General features: G+C 31.2%; 18 protein-coding genes and 1 riboswitch. Of the genes, 1 reads left to right on the plus strand and 17 read right to left on the minus strand.

Features of this window, described 5'->3' with window-relative positions:
- Positions 1-30: 30 nt before the first annotated feature.
- From KGF41_RS00670 to KGF41_RS00700, 7 genes are all read right to left on the minus strand, one after another.
- The gene (locus KGF41_RS00670) at positions 31-1,149 is read right to left on the minus strand and encodes a 4-hydroxybutyrate dehydrogenase (RefSeq protein WP_227829244.1); all 1,119 of its coding nucleotides are present in this window, start codon (positions 1,147-1,149) and stop codon (positions 31-33) included.
- A gap of 19 nt (positions 1,150-1,168) precedes the next feature.
- On the minus strand, positions 1,169-2,476 hold the full coding sequence (locus tag KGF41_RS00675) for an acetyl-CoA hydrolase/transferase C-terminal domain-containing protein (RefSeq protein ID WP_227829245.1): 1,308 nt from the start codon (positions 2,474-2,476) through the stop codon (positions 1,169-1,171).
- A 25-nt stretch (positions 2,477-2,501) separates the two neighbouring features.
- Positions 2,502-2,777, minus strand: a complete 276-nt coding sequence (locus KGF41_RS00680) for a hypothetical protein (RefSeq protein WP_227432694.1) — start codon at positions 2,775-2,777, stop codon at positions 2,502-2,504.
- A 127-nt stretch (positions 2,778-2,904) separates the two neighbouring features.
- Complete coding sequence (gene abfD, locus KGF41_RS00685) at positions 2,905-4,401, minus strand: 4-hydroxyphenylacetate 3-hydroxylase family protein (RefSeq protein ID WP_227829246.1); 1,497 nt, start codon at positions 4,399-4,401, stop codon at positions 2,905-2,907.
- 175 nt (positions 4,402-4,576) lie between these two features.
- Positions 4,577-5,968, minus strand: a complete 1,392-nt coding sequence (locus KGF41_RS00690) for an aldehyde dehydrogenase family protein (RefSeq protein ID WP_227829247.1) — start codon at positions 5,966-5,968, stop codon at positions 4,577-4,579.
- A 31-nt stretch (positions 5,969-5,999) separates the two neighbouring features.
- The gene (locus tag KGF41_RS00695) at positions 6,000-7,544 is read right to left on the minus strand and encodes an acetyl-CoA hydrolase/transferase family protein (protein ID WP_227839259.1); all 1,545 of its coding nucleotides are present in this window, start codon (positions 7,542-7,544) and stop codon (positions 6,000-6,002) included.
- 26 nt (positions 7,545-7,570) lie between these two features.
- Positions 7,571-8,974 (minus strand): hypothetical protein, encoded by a 1,404-nt coding sequence (locus KGF41_RS00700; RefSeq protein WP_227829249.1) that lies wholly within the window; start codon positions 8,972-8,974, stop codon positions 7,571-7,573.
- A 427-nt stretch (positions 8,975-9,401) separates the two neighbouring features.
- Between KGF41_RS00700 and KGF41_RS00705 the strand changes: the two genes are divergently transcribed.
- Complete coding sequence (locus tag KGF41_RS00705; protein ID WP_227829250.1) at positions 9,402-10,274, plus strand: LysR family transcriptional regulator; 873 nt, start codon at positions 9,402-9,404, stop codon at positions 10,272-10,274.
- A gap of 186 nt (positions 10,275-10,460) precedes the next feature.
- Here the strand turns inward: KGF41_RS00705 and KGF41_RS00710 are convergent, their stop codons facing one another.
- The 10 genes from KGF41_RS00710 to KGF41_RS00755 all read right to left on the minus strand — a co-directional run bounded on the left by KGF41_RS00710 (position 10,461) and on the right by KGF41_RS00755 (position 20,872).
- Entirely contained in the window at positions 10,461-11,069 is a 609-nt protein-coding gene (locus KGF41_RS00710) for a hypothetical protein (RefSeq protein ID WP_227842190.1), read from the minus strand.
- A gap of 113 nt (positions 11,070-11,182) precedes the next feature.
- Positions 11,183-12,262: a M24 family metallopeptidase gene (locus KGF41_RS00715; RefSeq protein WP_227856262.1), complete on the minus strand. Its 1,080-nt coding sequence runs from the start codon at positions 12,260-12,262 to the stop codon at positions 11,183-11,185.
- A 353-nt stretch (positions 12,263-12,615) separates the two neighbouring features.
- Positions 12,616-13,761 carry a glycine/sarcosine/betaine reductase complex component C subunit alpha gene (gene grdD / locus KGF41_RS00720; RefSeq protein ID WP_227829253.1) on the minus strand — a complete coding sequence of 382 codons (1,146 nt, stop codon included), beginning with the start codon at positions 13,759-13,761 and terminating at the stop codon, positions 12,616-12,618.
- Between the two features lie 10 nt (positions 13,762-13,771).
- Positions 13,772-15,304 (minus strand): glycine/sarcosine/betaine reductase complex component C subunit beta, encoded by a 1,533-nt coding sequence (gene grdC, locus KGF41_RS00725; RefSeq protein ID WP_227847085.1) that lies wholly within the window; start codon positions 15,302-15,304, stop codon positions 13,772-13,774.
- 253 nt (positions 15,305-15,557) lie between these two features.
- Entirely contained in the window at positions 15,558-16,868 is a 1,311-nt protein-coding gene (gene grdB, locus KGF41_RS00730) for a glycine reductase complex selenoprotein B (protein WP_227829255.1), read from the minus strand.
- 31 nt (positions 16,869-16,899) lie between these two features.
- Positions 16,900-17,373, minus strand: coding sequence for a glycine/sarcosine/betaine reductase complex selenoprotein A (grdA, locus tag KGF41_RS00735; RefSeq protein WP_227829256.1), 474 nt, complete (start codon positions 17,371-17,373; stop codon positions 16,900-16,902).
- 134 nt (positions 17,374-17,507) lie between these two features.
- Positions 17,508-18,794 (minus strand): glycine/sarcosine/betaine reductase component B subunit, encoded by a 1,287-nt coding sequence (locus KGF41_RS00740; RefSeq protein ID WP_227829257.1) that lies wholly within the window; start codon positions 18,792-18,794, stop codon positions 17,508-17,510.
- 267 nt (positions 18,795-19,061) lie between these two features.
- Positions 19,062-19,379 carry a thioredoxin TrxA gene (gene trxA, locus KGF41_RS00745; protein ID WP_227432681.1) on the minus strand — a complete coding sequence of 106 codons (318 nt, stop codon included), beginning with the start codon at positions 19,377-19,379 and terminating at the stop codon, positions 19,062-19,064.
- A gap of 76 nt (positions 19,380-19,455) precedes the next feature.
- Entirely contained in the window at positions 19,456-20,403 is a 948-nt protein-coding gene (gene trxB / locus KGF41_RS00750) for a thioredoxin-disulfide reductase (RefSeq protein WP_227432680.1), read from the minus strand.
- 97 nt (positions 20,404-20,500) lie between these two features.
- On the minus strand, positions 20,501-20,872 hold the full coding sequence (locus tag KGF41_RS00755) for a GrdX family protein (RefSeq protein ID WP_227829258.1): 372 nt from the start codon (positions 20,870-20,872) through the stop codon (positions 20,501-20,503).
- Between the two features lie 103 nt (positions 20,873-20,975).
- A riboswitch (glycine riboswitch) is annotated at positions 20,976-21,087 on the minus strand.
- Positions 21,088-21,229: the final 142 nt, after the last annotated feature.

Genomic DNA, 21,229 nt, shown 5'->3' on the forward strand with positions numbered 1-21,229 from the left:
ATCTATACTTAATATAAATAAAAAATTGTATCAATAAAGATTTGCAAATATCTCTCTTATTTCTTCTCTACTAAGTTCTACATAATTATTGGCAAGTAATCTCTGTTGATTTGCTATTGTGCTATCAGTAAATTCATCTATCTGACTTTCCACCATTCCATATTCTCTTAAAGATTTCTTAGCTATTAATTTGTTTAAGAATTTCTCTAATTCTCCATAAACATCACAATTAGGGTCACATTCAAGAGCATCTGCTAAAATTTTTGTACATTGTGTAATCTTTCCATTAGGATTTTTTCTAGAGTACATCTTAAATACTTCAGTAAAGAACTGATAATTTGCTTCACCATGTGCAACATGGAAAGCTGCACCTATCGAATAAGATAAAGCATGCACTGCTGCACAACCAGCATTTCCAAAAGCAATTCCTGCATAGTTTGATGCAAGTACAAAGTCCTTAAGATGATTGAATCTCTCTTCTTCTCCTTTAGCCACAATCTTTTTATATCCATCCATAATCATTTTTATAGCCTGTAAAGAATATATTTCTGTAAATGGACTTGCCTTTGGAGATAGATAAGACTCAATAGCATGTATAAGAGCGTCCACTGAGCTTGTTACAAAAAATTTATAAGGCAATCCTTTTACTGATTCTGGAATTAATACTGCATAATCTGCATAAGTTTCTTCTACTGCAAGACCCTTTTTAGTATGCTTAGATTTTAACTCTGCAATGGCTACATTTGTTACTTCACTTCCTGTACCACATGTTGTAGGAACTACCACCAATTCTTTTACTTTTTTAGGTGCTACTTCTCCTTCAAATAAATCAATAGACTTCTCTGGAACATCAAGTGCTAATATCTTGCATATATCAACTATTGTACCTCCTCCAAAGGCGATAATTCTATCGAAATTGTATTTCTTCATTTCTTTTGTCATAGAATCTATCATTTCATCAGATGGTTCACCTGTTCCAAATTTTTCTTGGAAAATTAGATTGGTATCTATTCCAAGAGGTTTCATATATGGTTCATATATAAATTCATTTGTAATTACTAAATCATTTTTTCCTATTTTAAATTCTTCGTTGAATTCTTTAAATGTATCAAAATAAAATATTTTTGGAACTACTCTAAGTGCTTCCATTCTTAACACCCCTCTACTATTAATATTTCTCCTTAAATCTTTTTTCAAACTCTAATGCTAGATTTTCTCTTACACTTGGATGAGCAATATTGATTAAATTTCTTGCCCTTTCTCTAAGAGATTTCCCTTTTAGTTCTGCTATACCATACTCTGTTACGACATAGTCAATATCATTTCTAGATGTTGTTATAGGAGCACCTTCATCAACAATTGAAACAATTTTTGAAATTACTGTACCATCTTTTTTTGTCGTTATTGAAGGCATGGCTATAATTGCCTTTCCATCTTCTCCCATAGATACTCCACGTATGAAGTCAACTTGACCTCCAACTCCACTAAATTGTCTAAGACCCATTGCCTCTGCAACTACCTGTCCCATCAAATCAACTTGTATAGCAGAATTTATAGAAACCATTTTATGTTGTTTCATTATAACTGCTGGATGATTTACATAATCTACAGGCTTTACTTCAACTACTGGGTTATTATTAGCAAAATCATATAATTTTTTAGTTCCCATTAAAAATGTAACTGTCATTTTTTCTTTATCAAAATTTTTATATTTACCATTTATAACACCTTTTTCATAGAGAGCTAAGGTTCCATCTGAAATCATTTCTGAATGAATTCCTAAATCTTTTTTATCTGTTAAAAATAGCATAACTGCATCTGGAATTCCACCAATTCCAAGTTGTAAAGTAGAACCATCTTCAATTAGAGAAGCACAATTTTTACCTATTGCTTCTTCTACTTCTCCTATCTTAGCAGGTTGCAGTTCATATAAAGGTTGTGACTTTTCAACTATATAATCAAACTCTGATATATGAACTACTTCACCATAAGTTCTAGGAAATTGGTCATTTACTTGAACAATTACTGTTTTAGCAGTTTTAATAGCTTCGTAGGTATAGTCAACTGATGTCCCTAGACTACAATACCCATGTTCATCTGGTGGAGTTACCTGTGCTAAAACAACATCACATTTTAATCTTTTTTCTCTAATTAATTTTGGTACTTCATGAAAGAATGCAGGAGTAAAATCTCCATCTCCATTTTCGATTGCCTTTCTTACATTTCCACTTACAAACATTGGATTTACTCTAAAGTGAGTTTCCATTCCCTCGCCAGTATATCCACCACTCCCTAGACTTACCATATGCTTAATCTCAACGTTTTTATACTGTTTTGCATTTTCAATCATAGCCTCTACTAGTACAGGAGGCTCACCTACACAATGTGCAAATACTACTGTATCCCCATCTTTAATATGCTTTACAGCGTCTGTAGCAGTACATAACTTACTTTGATACAATTCTCGCCAATTCAATGAAATCACCCCATCTAACTCTTATTTAAGCTTCACAAATTGCTGATTCTATTATATTTATAGCTCTTTCTATATGACTAAAATCCCAAATTTTAATATATGATTTTTTAACTTTATATTGTTGGTAGGATGCACATAAAGTTGTGCATCCTCCAATTATAAGTAATAAATCATATTCTACATCTTCTTCTGCTACACTAAAATCTACTCTACCATTGAAGTGCTCTTTGATTATTGCAAGAGCCTTCCCTCTTTCGTATCTAGGGTTACAGCCCCCACAAAATCTAACTCCACAGGTCATGTGTAAATTCTCCTTCTAAAAATCTCTTTTTATAACTCAAACTACTACTTCATAATTATTCTTATACGATATATTTTTTCATTAATTAGTATAAGTCGATATATCTTCCCATTTATATATCAACTTTTTATAAATTTAGAGCTTTCTCTTTTTTTATTCCTGCAATTGTCTTAGCTAACTCTTTCTTCTGATTTATATTTCCTTGTCTTGAAATCATTATTCTTTGTGCTTGTGGTGAACCTGCTCCATGCATTGACTCAGTTCTATAACCAACAGCAGCTGAACCAAGACATATATTTTCTAAGAATCTTAATATTCTCATTCTTTCTTCTGTTGAAGCTACTGAAGAAGCTTTAAAATATTTATTACATACTTCACCTATTGTCATTCCACTTGTTCCAACTTTAACATCTGATTTAAAGTCTTTTTCTGAAGGCATAGTAACCATAAGCCCACCAGCTATATCTTCTGCAAGTCTTACTATTTCATAAGGGAATCTAGTTACATTTTGTTTACATACATTTGCAAGAAGTAAATCTATTTGATAGTTTCCAGCCTCTGTCTTATGTCCTTCTGATGAACATGCTATACCACAACAATATAAGCTTTCATTAAGGTGAGTCATTTCTATTAATTTATCTTTTATATGAGAAGCTTTGTTTGCTCCATTGTAATCAGCTGCTAAAGCTGCTGCTCCTATTATTACATCACCTACTCCAACTTTACATCCACCATAACTTTGTCTATGATATCCAGCAAATCTTTCCACTAACATACCAGAGAAATCCCACTCTCCACATAAGAAAATTCTATCATTTGGAACGAATACATTATCAAATACTACTAGAGCTTCTTGTCCTCCAAACTCCTTATTTCCTAAATCAACATCTGCTCCCTCTTCTAATTTTCTAGTGTCACAAGATTGTCTTCCATAAATCATAAACACACCTTCAGCATCTGAAGGAACTGCAAATGATACAGCATAGTCTTTATCTGCTTCAGTCATACTTATAGTAGGCATTATAAGATGTTCATGTGAATTTATTGAGCCAGTTTGATGTGCTTTTGCTCCTCTTACCACTATTCCATCTTCTCTTCTTTCAACTATATGAAGAAACATATCTGGGTCAGGTTGAGCACTAGGTGATAATGCTCTATCTCCTTTAGGGTCAGTCATAGCTCCATCAACTACTAAATCGTTTTCTTGTATATAAGTTAAGTATTTTACAAAATTATCATGATAATTAGTTCCATGTGCTTTATCACACTCAAATGTTGTTGAATATACCGCATTAAAAGCATCCATACCTACACATCTTTGGAAACAAGAAGCTGTTTTTTGACCACATAGTCTTTGCATTTTAACTTTTTTTATCAAATCATCAGTACTTTGATGAAGATGACCAAATCTATTTATTTTTTCTCCTGTAATATTTGAAGTAACTGTCATTAAATCTGCATATTCTGGGTCATGTGCCAAATCATAAGTAGCTGCTACACAATTTATAGATGGTCTAATCATTGGATGGTCAACCCAATTTTTAACCTCTTCACCAAACATATAAACTTTAGTATTTAATTTTCTCAAACTTTCAATATATTGAGCTCCTGTCATTAATGCCATAATAAAACCACTCCTTCTTTTTTATAATAATTTTTATTTATGTTAATTTATAATACTTCCTTCTTTTGTTCATCTCTCAATTTTTTAAATTAAATTCATTTTTAGTTTAGATTCATTTTAGATTAAAATATATTTCTATTTTAATTTAGAATGAATACTTTTTTATACTTGAATTTTATCCCCAAAGCTCTTCATCTGTAGGTACTTCATTTTCTGGCATATAATAAGCAATTCTAGAAATATTAATTAAATGTTTGTAATCAAGATTTTCAGAAATACTATTATTTCCCCAAGAACCACAACCTAAAGTGTTTGTAGGTGCAAGACCATTAAAGAAGCTTCCTCCAGCACTTGTAGCACAACATTGATTGATTACAAATCTTGATACTTCTATATTTTCTCCTGCATATTCTATATTCTTAATTGTATTTGAATGTATAGATACACTATGTCCTTTTCCTTCTACATTTAGATTTGCTTTTGCAATAGCTACACCTTCTTCAAAGTCTTTATATTTATATGCAGATATAACTGGACACATTTTTTCTTTTGCAAGTATGTCTTCTTCACCTGGCCCATCTGCTTCTATCACTATTATTTTTGTATCTTTTGGTATTTCAACACCTGCAATGTTTGCAATTGCATGAACTGATTGCCCTACTGCATCTTTATTCATAGATTTATTGACAAACATGGCATTTCTAAAAGCTTCTTTTTGTGCCTTATCTCTAACTATAAAGCCTTTGTTACTTTCAAATTCATCCATTACTTTATCAAACATTTCTTCTGCTACTATCACTGATTGCTCACCTGAGCAAATTATACCATTATCAAATATTCTTCCAGCTATGATTTTAGGTACTGCTTCTTTAATATCTACATCTCTGTCTATGATACATTGGACATTTCCTGCTCCTACACCAAGAGCTGGCTTTCCACTTGAATATGCAGCTCTTACCATTCCCATTCCACCAGTAGCAATTACTACATCTGCTGATGAAATTAAATTTCTCGTATTTTCTCTTGATTGTTGGTCAAGTATTTGTATTAGATTTTCTGGTGCTCCGATTTTTTCTAATTCTTCATTAATCATATCAACAGTCTTAGTACTACATCCAATTGCTTTATGATGTGGTGTTATAATAATTGCATTTCTTCCCTTTAATGCAAACATAGCATTACTCATAGGTGTAACTATTGGATTTGTACAAGGAGTTATTGCTGCTACAACACCAATTGGTTTAGCAACCTTTGTTATTCCTGTTTCTCTATCTATGTCAATTATACCAACTGATTTCTTATCTTTTAAATTATTGTATATAACTTTCGCTTTGCTTTTATTTTTAGCTACTTTATCTTCATATACACCCATTCCAGTTTCTTCTACTGCAAGTTTAGCTAAATATTCAGCGTTATAGTATACTACCTTTCCAACTATCTTCACTATTTTATCCACTTGTTCTTGAGTATAGCATTCAAACTCTCTCTGAGCTTTTCTAGCTCTCTCAATGTATCCATTAATATATTCTTTGCTTAAATCTTCAAAGTTTTCTACTGCTTTTTCCATTTTTAATATTCCTCCAATTTATTAAATATTTTTATAATGCACTTTTAAAAGTTTCTGACTTCTTCATTGTACCTGTACTCATAAATTTACTATGCCATGATAAAGCTTCATCTAATATATGAGGAGTTTGTTTTGCTCCATTTTGACATGCTCTATTTAGATAATCCATAAGTTGCTCTTTATAATCTGGATGAGCACAATTTTCTATTATCTTAACAGCTCTTTCTCTAGGTGCAAGACCTCTTAAATCAGCATACCCTTGCTCTGTTACAATTACCATTACATCATGTTCAGTGTGGTCTACATGAGATACCATAGGTACTATTGACGATATATCACCGTTTTTTGCAATTGATTCAGTACTAAATATAGTTATTGCTCCATTTCTAGCAAAATCACCAGAACCACCGATTCCATTCATCATCTTCGACCCCATGATATGAGTTGAGTTTACATTTCCGTAAATATCAACCTCAATTGCAGTATTCATTGCAATTACACCAATTCTCCTAGCTATTTCTGGGTTATTACTAATTTCTTGAGGTCTCAATATAATCTTATCTTTAAAGAAATCTATATCATTCTCAAATTTTATTAATCCTTCAGGTGATGGACTTACGGATGTAGTTGATGCCATTGTGACTTTACCCATTCTTATTAAATCCAACATTGAATCCTGCACAACCTCTGTATAACAAGTTAAATTTTCAAACTCAGATTCACATAGTCCATATAAAACTGCATTTGCTACACTTCCTACACCAGATTGAAGAGGAAGTAAATTTTTTGACAATCTACCTGATTTTACTTCTTCTTTCAGAAAAGCAATAATATTATTTGATATCTTTTTTGAAGCTTCATCTACAATACCCAATGGACGTGTCTTATCCTGCATATTAGTGATTACTATACCTGCAATCTTATCTAATCCACAAGGTATATATGTTGTTCCAATTCTATCTTTAGGATGATTTATTGCTATAGGTTTCCTGTTTGGAGGATTTTCTGTGATATATATATCTGCCATTCCTTCCATTTCCATTGGTTTTGCAAGATTTATTTCAACTATCACTTTATCTGCACTTTTTATAAAAGATGGCGAATTTCCTATACCACTAGTAGGTATAATATCCCCATTTTTAGTTATTGCAAGTGCTTCTACTATAGCTACATCTATTTTAGGTATAGTCCCATAATTTAAAAATTGAGTAGAATGACTTAGATGCATATCTATATAATTGACATCACCTTTATTAATACTGTTTCTAAGTATTGAATTAGTCTGATAAGGAAGTCTTCTTTCAATTATACCTACTTCTGCCCATGCTCCGTCCACTTCTGGACCTAAAGATGCTCCTGAATACACAGTCAATTTTATCTTCTCTCCACTTTTAGCCCTTTCTGAAACCGCTAATGGTACTGCTTTTGGGTAACCTGAAGGTGTAAATCCACTAAGTCCAACAACCATCCCATCATTTATAATTTTGGCAGCCTCATCTGCATTCATAATTAAATCACATAATTTTTTATTTCTTAATCTTTCGCTTAATTCTTCAAATACTCCTTCATTATTCATAAATATCCCCCCATATAAAGTCTTATTTACATTGGAAGTTTGTGTAAAACTATAACCAATATAACTTTAGTTAACAGTGCAAATGGATATGTAGCACCATATCCTGCTGCTGGGTCATCGCTATCAAGAGCATCAACAGCAGCTCCAAGCCCTGGTGTTGATGTCATACCACCACAGACAGCTCCTGATAGTAAAATCCAATTTAGTTTGAATACATACTTACCAACTAAAAATCCAATCATCATAGCTGTAATTCCTACTACTATGGCTACTAAAGCTAGATGCATACCAGATGTCATAATTGAATCAACTACTTTACCACCATATCTTAATCCAACTATTGCTAAGAAAAATACTAGCCCTATTTGTTTTAGAATATTTAATACTTTTTCTTCCATTCTGAAATTTACTACACCTATCTTACCCACATATCCAAGTACTAGAGATACAATTAGAGAACCACCAGTTGCCCCTAATGTAAAGTATCCTAATGGCCCCATGAACACGTGTATTCCTCCAACCAAATATCCAGCAAGACATGTTAAGAAAAATGTTATTATATTAAATGGAACTTCTGGTATCGTTTTACCACCAACACTATCTCTAGCTTCTTTCATTTCTTTTTCATATTTTCTTCTTTCTTCTCTGAGGTCCATTCTAAATATTTTAGGAAGGAAATTTACTCCTAAAATTACTATTAATACTCCAAAAGGATATGCAACTGCATGCCCTATACCAACACCTGCTTCAGCATATGCGATATACTTATCTATTTGCTCTTGAGTTAGTGATGTAGTTGTAGCTACATCCAATTTTCCCTCTGGGTCAACTACTTTTAATATTTCTTTTTTATCTTCTATTGATGCTTTCTCAAACTCTTTTGATACATCTTCTGCATGTTTACCAGCTGTTTCTAAAGCAGCAGCTAGACCAGGTGAACTTGTTAATGCTCCTGTATAAACACCAGAAACCTCATACGCACTACTTCCTTTATTACTTGATAACAAAGTCATTGCATAAGTCATAGAGCCTCCTATAAAAGTTATAAGAACTCCTAAAACTACAAATCTAGCCCCATACTTCTTAAGTACGGCTTTCATATCCTTAGCAGCTAATAAACCAACTGCTGCAACAAATATAATTAGAAAAAAATCAAAGAAATCAGAAGAAATAATTCCATTACCCATCATGATAGTTGCTGCCTTATACCCTGCTGTTGTCTCTCCTTTTGCTATTACTGAATTTCCTAAGCTATACACAAACCATCCAATAAATAATCCTGTAAATAATGCTCCTGACACTCCAAAATTAAACTTCCCAAATTTAATTTTTCCAAATAATATTCCTGTAATTACAGCAGCAAACATAAGGACAAAAGGGTTCATTAAAAAATCCATTAACTCAAACTTCACCAAACCACTCCCTTTCATTTTTTGTTATTAAATTAACGATAATTATTAAAAAATATATCTCTCCCCTCTTTGCAAACTTTGCAAAATTATATTTTGTTATTAAATTAACATTTCTGATTAAAAAAATTTCATCTCTCTAATGTTAGTTTTTTATGTTACAATTTAGTTGACAATTAAATTACATAAATACTAATTATTTTTAGATAGTTAAATTTTTAATATTCATTGATATAACTACGTTTCAAATAGTTGTTACTTAAATTATGTCAGCTGTTATCTTTTGTTAATTTAATAATAGCACTATTCTTAATAGATTGAAAATATCAAAAACTTATGATATGATAGTTTAAAACTATTCTATTTTTTTACAATAATATACAAAACTTATATTGTTGTTAATTATATACTTGTCACTAATTACATAAATGAAAGGAACTATTAACCAATGAACATAAATTATCTATATTATTTCCAGACTGTTTGTAAATATAAAAACATGACTAAAGCAGCAGAAAGTATTCATATTTCTCAACCATCTATAACCTTAGCTATTAAAGAATTGGAAAAAGAACTCGGTTTTGAACTTTTTTTTAGAATAGGTAATAAAATAGATTTAACTCCTGAGGGGAAGCTCTTCTTAGATAAGGCAAAAAATTTCACGAGACAATTTGAAGATTTTCAAAGTGATGCACTAGATTTAGGAAAAAAAAGAAAAGCATCTCTTAAAATAGGAATTCCTACAGTTTTAGGTACTTTTTTACTTTCAAAGATACTACCTAGATTTAATGTAATTTATCCAGATATTGAGCTTAAAATTTTTGAAGTTCCAACCTTCGTTGGTGCCAAAATGATTGAAGAATCTACACTTGATTTTTGCATTGGTATAATTGATAGTGATATTTATGATGATATAGATTCAAAAACAATCTATAAAACAGAATTATATTTAGTTACAAATCCTAAAAATGAATTAGCAAAACAGTCCATTATTTCAAACTATATGTTGAAAAATATTCCTTTTGTCATACTATCTGAAGGTTCTTATCACTACAAAATTATTACAAAAAGACTTGAGAAGGTTAAACCAAATATAATTTTACACTCAAATCAGCTTTCTACTATTCGTTATTTATTAGAAAATGATTTAGCTTCAACGATACTATATAAAGAAATATTTCAAAATACCGAAAATCTCTGTTCAATTCCTTTAGAACGTGCAATTACTGCTAATATTGGTGTTCTTTGGAGAAAACATCAATATATATCTCATAGTATGAAACTTTTTATTGAATATATGGCTTCTATTCATATAAATTAATATTTCTACATATTATGTAAATACAGCATTATACATATTTTGATAAATATTATAAGTATTTTTGAGTATCAGTATAACAATAAAATATATTATCTTAAAAGAATTACAATGATATACATTCATAACTTAAATATTATTATACTGATACCTTTAATATTAATTTTATCTATTTTAATACTCATATTTTTAATTAGGTTTACTTGGACAACCTAACAAAAAACCCACACATCCAGATACAAAATCTCTCATCTGGGAAATAGTTCCTAGAGATGCGGTTGCTGGTGTTGTAAAATTTCTCACAATAAAAAGTACTATTAATGCTACTACACAAATCACAGTAGCTATAACAATTTGTAATTCACTAGTTTCTCCTTCTTCAATCTCTTCACCATTATTAACAGTCACTTTTTTATCATTATTTTGATAATTGTCACTTTCTAATTCAAATCCAATAGTATTTTTCACATTCATTATATTATTTTGACTTGGTACTTGACCTTTATTAGAAGAATTATCATCTATAAAAACATTTGAATATGCATCCGTATTTGTAACTTTTCTTGAAGCTCTACTTATAAAATTAGCACTTAAAAAGTATCCAAATATCGCTGCTGAAGTAGTTCTTACTACTACATCAATAGTGGTAGTATCTTGTGAATTAACTTCATTTACAAACAAATTGTATATAGATTCAAACATGAGTATTGCCATGACAATTATAAGACATCTATCTATTAATTTAATTTTATACCAGGCTTTTTTTATGTTTTTCATAAACTTATGTTTTTTATTCATAGATATTATCACCTCACATAATAAAATTAAGCCCTCTTTACTAAGATATGTAGAGAAGGCTTAATGGTGAGATTACAATATTATTTTGTGTAAAAAATTATATAAAAATTAAATTATTTGTCTAAAATTATCAAATCTTTAGGGAATTTAGTTAACCTTTCTGGTCCATTTTTTGTAATTAAAACAGTATCTTCTATTCTAACTCCTCCCCATCCTGGGAAGTAAATACCTGGTTCCATTGTTATTATACATCCTTCTTCTATTATTTTATCACCATAATTACCAATAAAAGGTTCTTCATGAACATCTCTTCCAACCCCATGTCCTATCCCTTGATAATAGTAATCTTCATATTTCTTAACAACTTTTCTTATTTCTGCATCTGGAATTGTAGCATGTACACCAGCCTTCATGTTTTCAACTCCAACATCTTGTGCTTCTCTAACTAAATTATAAATCTCTAATTGTTTTTCAGATGCTTCTCCCACTATAAAAGTTCTAGTTGTATCAGAAATATATCCATTGTACATGGCTCCATAATCTATAAGTACAAAGTCACCTTTTTCTATAACCTTGTCACTTGGTTTACCATGAAGTAATGAAGTTTTTGCTCCTGATATCAATATAGTTTCAAATCCTATATTTTGAGCTCCATTCATTTTCATAAAATATTCTAGTTTTGTAGCTAATTCTATTTCAGTAACTCCAGCTTTTATATGTGGAACCAATTCTTCTAACGCTTTATCAGCTATTTCACAAGCTTTCCTTGTATTTTTAATTTCTTCTTCGTCCTTTACATATCTAAGAGTCTCTACAATATTTTCTGTAGGTATCAATTCTCCTCCATCTTGTTCAACTAGATTTTTAAGTTCTTCATATTTATCAAATACGATATTTGTTCTTTCAAATCCAAGCTTTTTTATACCTACTTTATCACATACACTTTTTACAGCTTTTGCCACACTTCTATCAAAATTATGCCAGTTTACAATTTCAAAACCTTTACAAACATTTTCCGCAAGCTCCATATATCTACTATCAGTAACTAAAAAATTTCCATCTTTACAAATAACTGCATATGCTTCTTCATCAGGAAAGCCACTTATGTAATTTACATTCGTTTTTTTTGTTAAGTATAATGCATCAAGTCCCTTAGCTTCTAACAATTCTACTACTTTTTCTACTTTACTCATGATTTTGCCTCCAAAAAATATTTTTTATTTTAATTATATTATACCACTAATAATGTTATTTTTTATCTTATAGATACTTTACTTCTAAAAATTTTTCATATATTATTAATATTATTTATATATTTCCACTGATTTTTTACTTAGCATAAGTAACGACAAATAAAACAGAAATATTATTATGATACAAATTCATGATATTTCTGTTTTATAAGTTATAATTTATAAATATTTAATTATCTTTATATCCTTACTTTGGTAATAAAAATAATATAAGTTGAGTAACAAAAAGAACATATAGTTATAGCCTAAAAGACTATAACTATATGTTCTTCATTTACATGTATAATTTATATTTATTTTGCAGTGTATCCAGCCTTGATTAAAGTTTCAACAGCTAAATCACCTTTAGCATCATTTACAAGAACTATTGGCCCTGTACAACCCATACCACTTTCAGCATAGATTCCATTTTTCCATAGTTCAGATACTGCATCTTCTAAATCCATTATATCAACACCAGCTATTTGACGAGTAACAACCTCTTTATCTGGCATTTTAACTTCTACTTTTTCAGTTTTAACTTCTTTTTTAGTAAGAGAAGCTATAATATCATCAAATTTTGCACCTTTAACTTTTGCAAATTCACTTCTTGCAATATTATTTATTTCTCCCTTTACAACATCATAAGCATATTTTAATGCATTGGCTACTACTGGAGAACCTGATGCTCTCGATACTATAAGTACTCTTCTATCATAGTCTTCTCCAACTCCAGGGCCATACCCAAAGCCTTGAGCTTCATAGTCTCCACCTGTAGTATATGAAGAAAATACTTTCATAAATATATTTCCAGATAATGTATCAGTAACCATAACATCAGGTGCACCTACAAGTAAATCATTACCTCTCATAACACATCCACCATCTGCTCTAATTGAATCCGCAAATTCTATATCATATCCATTATCTTTTAACTCTTTTAAACTTTTTTCAACTTGTCTAGCTCCATCAACATTAAGTATTCCAACTTTTGGGCATTTATTTCCCATTGATTTGGCTGTAGCAATACCATAAATAGCATTTCTTACCATTGCTTCTATTCTATTAGTAGCACTTGTTCCTGTTGTTGTTGCAAGTATCATTTCTTTTCCTTTTGCTGGAGTTATTACTCTACCTACTGTAGATACTCCTATTGGAAAATTATAATGCATAGTAACACAAGCATCTATATATCCTGAGTCTAATAATTCTTCCATTTTTCCATGCATTTCTTTTTCATCATTAACTTCAACTACTTCAAGGTCAGTTTCCACTTTTGGTCCAATAAGTACTATATCAAATAAATTAGATTTTGCTAAGTGTGCACCATTAACCATGTTCTCTACACCATGTTCACTTCCAAGTGTAGTCACACCAATTCTTATTTTTTTGCCAAATTCTCCGCTTTCTATTGCATTAGCTACTTCTAAGAATACATCTGCGATTACTTTTTTTGACATATCCTCACCCCTATTCTTCTAACATATCTAATGCTAGTTTTTTCATAGATTCAGCTATTATCTTCTTAATTTCATCTTTAGATATTCCTGAAGTCTCTTCAGTAACACCTGTATTTCTTTCAGCTATAAAAGATACTCCATCAAATAAATTAGTCATTCTTCCTAAGAATAAACTACCTTTTCCAACTATCATAGCTCTATTTCTATCTCCTGTAGTTAAATCATCTATTAAAAATCCTATATAAGGAGCTCCTGATGGTATATGTCCTTGAGTTGGTGCCCATCCTGGTAATCCTTTATTAGCTACAAAATCTTTTAATTCTTTCTTCTCTAAGTCTCCACGTTTAACAGCAAGTGCACCTATCATTTTGTAGTTTGCTTCTGGAACATCTCCTGCTCCTGCTGGCTTAGTTATATCTGGATTTTGCATTTCAACTGAATATACATCAACATCTGTTATTTTTAAATTAGCTCTATCAAGACCTGAAGTTATAAGTGCTGTCATAACTGCTTGAGGTGAAGAACCAGTTCCCACTGTATGCTTACCTGTTAAGTCAGTTCTTATAACTGGGTTTACACCATCATTTTCAGATACAAGTACTGCAAATCCTCCAACAACATCTTCAAGTACAGGAAGACCTTTTTTAACGTGGTCTTTAGCATTCATTCCAAGTTTAGCACTTGCTCCACCTGCTACTACCATTACATTTTTGTGTATTCCAGATTTTACTAAAGCTGCAGCTTGAATTAATGCATGTGTTGGTGCTGCACAAAATCCTCTTGTATCAGAACCAGTTGCGTTTTGAAGTCCAGCTATTTCAGCTATTGATTTAGCAAAGTTTCCTCCACCTCTTTGGTTTATATCTCCACAAGCTTCTTCTGAACACTCAATAACATAATCTATTTCAGCAGGGTCTATTTTGCTATGTCTTAGCATTTGAATAGCAGATAAAACTCCAGATGCTTTTACTACTAAATTTTCAAACATTGTATGGGCATTTAAGTTAACATCTACATCATGTGCTCTTTTTACATAGCCAACGAATTTTCCATCATGGTATAATCCTTCTGCTATGTGTGTTGCTACTAATTCCTTACCTTCTTCTATATCATCACCCTTTAATTTCCCTACAAATGGTGCAATTTCAGGGTAGTTATTTTCGATTTTTGGTTTTACTTCATCAATAAATTCTTGTGACAACTTTACTAAGTCAAATGCATCACTTATTTGCATTAAAGCTATAAACTCATCTTGAGGCATTATTTCACCAAATTTACCATTTCTAGTTCCCTCAACTTTTTGTTCACACCATGGCATTGGTAAATCTCTTAATTCTTCTGGTCTTCTGTTTCCTATGTAAACTTGATTTGGCATGTAGTTAACTACATCCTCGTAACTTCTTATATGATTACCTACTTCTTGTAAAAATTCTGAATCTGGATTTGTTGCTCTTTCAACTGTACAAGTACTTCCATTTTGCACTATCATATCTGGAGTATGAATAAGTACATAGCCTGCCCCTTTTAAAACTGGATAAGTCATTTTGTGCACCTCCATAAATTTTATGAACACCTAATTTTAATTTCATTAAAGACTTCAATTATTACATTTTTATTTTATTGTATATTTAATTTTATTCTTTTTTTATGTATTTTGGTATTTTTTAAGATTTCATGAATGAATAACTCACATTTACCCATTCATGAAATCTATATTATTTTTTTTGTGTATAGTTATTTTTTATTTTTAGTGTGTGTTTATATTTTTATCTATATAATATATATGTGTGTTATTTTTATTTTTCAAATACTGTTTGACCATCTACTTCTGTAGTTAAAGCGTTTAATGCTTTTTCTACAAGGCCTCTTCTTAGGGCTTTTTCTTCTGTAGGGTCAAGTGCTGGATTTCCAAGTGGATGAGGTATTGCTATAGTTGGAACTATTCTGTTAGCCCCTACTGTTAACGAAATAGGTACTACTGTACACATGTGAACTACTGGAAGTCCAGTTTTTTCTATTTCTTTTACCATCGTTGCACCGCAACGAGTACAAGTACCTCATGTAGAAGTTAAGATTACTGCATCTACACCATCAGCTACCAATGCTGCTCCAATTTCAGAAGCATATTTTTTAGAGTTTGCAACAGATGTACCATTACCTACAGTTGTATAGAAAGTTTCATGTAATTTTCCTATTACACCTTCTTTTTCTAAATCTCTAAGAACATCAACAGGTAATACTCTATCTGCATCTAAGTTTGCATATACTGGGTCATATCCACCATGTGCAGTTTCATAAGTTTCTTCTGTTAAATCCATAACTCCTGCTATAGAATAAGTTCCATATTTAGAAGCTGAAGAAGATTCTATTCTATCTGGATTTCCTTTAGGAACTATACCACCAGAAGTAACTAAAGCTATTTTGCATTTTGATAGGTCTTTTACAGGATTACTTGGGTCAACTCTATCAAAGTTTGGCATTGGATATTCAGTTTCAAATGGCTCACCTTTTATTTTCTTAACTAACATGTCAACAGCTCTCTTAGAACCTCTGTCTTCATGGAAGTAGTTAACTCTTATTCCTCTAGCTATGTATCCTTCTTCTTTAGGAGTTCCAATTTCTTCTTCTTTAGCAAGTTTTATTGCAAGTTTAGCTATCTTAGGAAGTGCTTTTCTCATACCTGCTGCAGAATCAGAAGTTTCTACTACATAAACATCCTTTTTGAACATATCTGCACCTGGATTTTCAATGTACATACCTGTTAAAGCTGGTATATTTAAAGCCTCTTTTACAACTTTAGTTATTGTTCCAGCAGCAACTCCGTATCTACCAGCGTTAAATGCAGGCCCAGCTATGAAAAGTTGTGGTTCAAAACCTTTTATCATTGCTAAAACTTCTTCACTTGCACTATCTATATTTTCATTGAAATAACTGTCTCCGCACACTACTGTACCAACTATTTCAATATCTTCACCTAATAATTTATCAAGTTGTAAACTTATTGGAGGTAAAGTTTCTGCCACATGTGGCTTAGTATCAGCTTTTTCTTCTCCACCTATACCAGCAAAGAACTGATTAATATAATGTACTGCTCTTAGTTTTCCCATCTCTTAGTTTCACCCCTTTTGCTTTTAGGCATTAAAATTTGCAAAATTCTTCTCTTATACCAGACATTTCTTCTGCTATTTCTTCAACTTCTAAAACCATTTCCATCATACTTATTTGATCTTCATATACAGTGTCATCAAATAATTCTTTCATTTGCTCCTCTACAACATGGTAAACACTTAATCCTAAGGCAACTCCAGCAAGTGGTCCAGCGAAAGTTGGATCCCCCGCAGTTACTGTTTCGGCTGCAAGACCTGCAGCTTCGGCTTCAGCAGCACCTAGTAAAATCACAACATTTTCAGCTCCGAATTTATCAGCAGCTTCTTTAACTCTGTTTTGATTTTCTAAGTCCATAGCCCCAGCAGCTGTTCAGACAAAGCATTCTGTAGATGAGAAAACAACCTCTGCTCCTTCTACTGTTTTTACACATTCTTCTATTGCAGGTCCTGGTATACCATCACGGTCACCTATTATAAGAACCTTTTTATTACTAAGTAAACTCATAATAATCCTCCTTATTATATTTCTAATTATTTATATATCTATAACATTCATTATGTTTTGATAAATTTATTTACAATCTTTTTAATTGATATTACTCAATCATAATATTACTAAATCGTTTAATGAAATAACTCTTAATATCCTTTAGCAGTTAAATGACCAAATCCTGTTTCATTAGTTGCACCTGTTATAGCTTGTATTTCAACTTCAATAGTTCCATCAGCTTTTAAACTTCCATCAGAACCACCAGCTATTACATCTACTACTTCTAAATGGCCAATTACCTTATCTAACTTAGGAAGTACTACAACTTGGTTAGCATTTCCACCTGTTACAACAGCATCTGCTCTTACATCTGCATCTGCAAGTGATTGAGAACCTCCATCACGTCCAGCATATTCATCTGTAACTATAACTGTTTTCACACCTTGCATTTCTATTTTTTTGCAGTTCATTATAAGGTCAGTATCTGGATTTCCAAAACCTTCTTGTGAAACTATAACTGCATCTAATCCTAAGTATTTACATAGCTTAGAAGTCCAGTTTGAAGATCTTTCTTTATCTGCTAGGTAAACATTTTCATTAGTTATAATTACGCCTACAAAATTTATATCTTTACCATGTCTTGCATATAAGTCTTCAACAACTCCATTGTTTATATGAACATAACTTGGGTTTTTGTCACATGCAGAAACACAGTTACCACTTACAATTGCTCCGTCCATTAATTCTGTTGGATATAATAATGTTGGCACTATTTGTTTTGCATCTACACCATATACATAAGTGTCATGTAATAATCCTTGAGTTTGAAGCATGTAAACATATCCTACTTTTGGAAGTTCTGGATACTCTTTTATTGACTCAAGAAGAGGTTTAGTTTCATATACTGAAACTTCATCTGGAGTAAGATTTCTTGCTGCTTCTCCTAAATACATTGCTGCTTTGAATCCTATCATTCTAACAGCTTTCTCATGAGCATATTGTTTTAAACCATCAATAGGTTCAGCTACTACTACTACATTATTTAATTTAGAAAATGGAGTGTATTTAGCTCCTTCTCCAGTCATATCTACTATACCTTCTTGAAAACCTACTATCTTTCCAGTAGTTACAACAGCTACACCTTTTAAAGCATGAGTTTTTCCTTCTCCTACAGTGTCAACCTTTGATATGATACCTGGGAATATTCCCCCATTACCTTCAACTTTTACTCTTGGCTCAATAACATCTTTTACAGGTGTTATTCTTATGCTTTCACCCGGACGAGCTAATTCTATATCTATAGACTTAATATGCTCATCTCCACCAATTTCTTGTAGCATCTCTTGCTTATTGATGAATAATACTCCATCTTTCACTTCTGTTACATCACCAAATTGAATATCTTTTATAAAGATTTTTCCTAATTCAAGACGCATACTTGCACCTCCTGTTATTTAATTTTGTATATATGCATTTGAGTTTTTCTCAAAGTTATATCAATATTTTCTAACTTATTTTAAAGATGTTTCCATATTATGTTTTTATGTCTTGATATTTGTTTTATTACTAAAAATTCTTTATCGTAAAAAAAATATTTTATCTAAAATTATTTTTTTAACAAACTTAGACATAAAAACCTTTTTATTTTACTTCTAGACTCAAATAGATTTTTTCTTTGTTTTTGTTAATATTATATCAATATATTAAAGATATTTTTTAATCATGTCTTCTATATTAGTAATTGTAGCATCATCCTTAGTAACTTCGTCTACTTTTTCTCCATCTTTGTATATAGCCATAGTTGGAAGTCCTAATACTTTTTGTTTTATCGCTAATCTTCTAGCTTTTGTTGTATCCATTTTACAGAACTTTATTTTATCCCCATAAGTTTCAGCTAATTTATGAACATCTGGCATTAAAGCTTTACAAGGTTCACAACCTTCACTCCAGAAATCAACAAATACAAAACCTTCTGCATTTAAAACTTCTTCATCAAAAGTACTTTTATCTAAATCTAACATTTTCATGTTCCCCCTTGAAATTTTTATTTTATTTTAATATTTTAAATATTATTCATTGACTTTACCTTACAGCTTTTTAGTTTTCAAACTTTTCATCAATATATTTTTCAGCTACTATAGATGCAATTGCTCCATCGTTAGTTGCAGTTACAACCTGTCTTAGAGTCTTAGATCTACAATCACCTGCTGCAAATACACCTGGTATATTAGTTCTCATGTCTTCATCAGTTATTATATAACCTTTTTCATCCATATCAACTTTGCCTTTGAATAAATCAGTTTGAGCATCTAATCCAACGAAAACAAATACTCCCATTGTTCCATCTTCTTCATCTGCAAAGTACTCATGAGTTTCCCCAGTAACTTTGTTTTTAAATACAACTGATTCTAATATTCCATCACCTTTTATTTCTTCTATTACTGTATCTAGTAAAAACTCTATCTTTGGATTAGCCTTTGCTTTTTCTTCAACACTTTTAGCACATCTAAATCCTTGTCTTCTATGTACAATCGTTACTTTTCTAGCAAATTTAGTTAAATACATTGCTTCCTCTAATGCACTGTCTCCTCCACCTACAACAAATACTTCAAAGTCTTCAAAGAAGTCTGCATCACAAGTTGCACAATATGAAACCCCTTTACCAGTAAGTTCTTTTTCTCCTGGACAACCAATTTTTCTTGGTGTTGCTCCTGTTCCTATTATTACTGCTTTTGCTCTATATTCTGCCTTTTGTCCTTTTAAAACTTTTATATCTCCATCTAGTTCAGTATCTACAATATTGTCTCTTAACATTTCTGCTCCGAACTCTTTACATTGCTCAACCATTCTAGCTATTAGACTTGGTCCTGTTGCATTTGGAACTGACCCTGGATAATTTGCAATTTCATGTGTTATTACAATTTGCCCACCAGTCTTATCTTTTTCTAGGATTAGAGTTTTCAACTTTGCTCTTGCTCCATAAAGACCTGCTGCAAGCCCTGCTGGTCCTGAACCAATTATTACTAAGTCATACACATTTTCCATTTTGACTTATCCTCCCCAATTAAATTTCTTAATTTTTATTTAATATTAAATCAGATTTAATATTTAGGCTATTTTAACAACTTTTTAACAAATTCATTTATTCATACTGCATTCTTTGTATTGTATTATAAAATATGTCATAATCGATTACTCTAAAGTCATCTTGAACGCTTTCTGTCCATGCTGGAGTCTTTTTATTATTCTGAAATTTACTTGCAGTGATGATTGCTTCTTCAATTAAGGTTAAAGAGTTTATATCCAAACGATTTCCTTGTTTTAGTATAATTGTTCTATAAGGTGTTTCATTTGGTTTTACACTCCCATATAGTGGATGAGATAAAAGTTCATATCCTTCGTGTATCAAGTCTCTACTTGTTTCTAAGATTCCAATATAAGTTGTATCTTTAAATAAAACTTCTCTGTCTTGAACTTCTTCTTTTACTTTTGGATTATTTGTAATTATTATCATCTTTTTACTCTCTTTCAAACTTTTATTTATTACTCGATAAATAAAAAACAGGAAAAACAAATCTCCCAATTTGTCTTCCCTGTTAAAATCATTTTCAGAGACCCGTCCAAGCACAGTCATCTTTACCTGAGAATTTCATTTAATCTTCTGGGTATGTAAGATTAAATTTGTCCCTTCGGTCGCTTTTTTATAAAGCAGTCTCCCATACTCTTCGCCCGGATTATTATATTTTCAGAAAATTGAAAAGTTAGCAATTTATCTTTTATTTCTATAAATAGCTTTTTTCTATCTCTGTTGACTTAAGTATATAAACATTCTATAAAATTTGCAATAGTTTTTTTATATGTATTTTGTATA

The sequence above is a fragment of the Clostridioides sp. ZZV14-6150 genome (assembly GCF_020657875.1).
Taxonomy (GTDB): Bacteria; Bacillota; Clostridia; order Peptostreptococcales; family Peptostreptococcaceae; genus Clostridioides.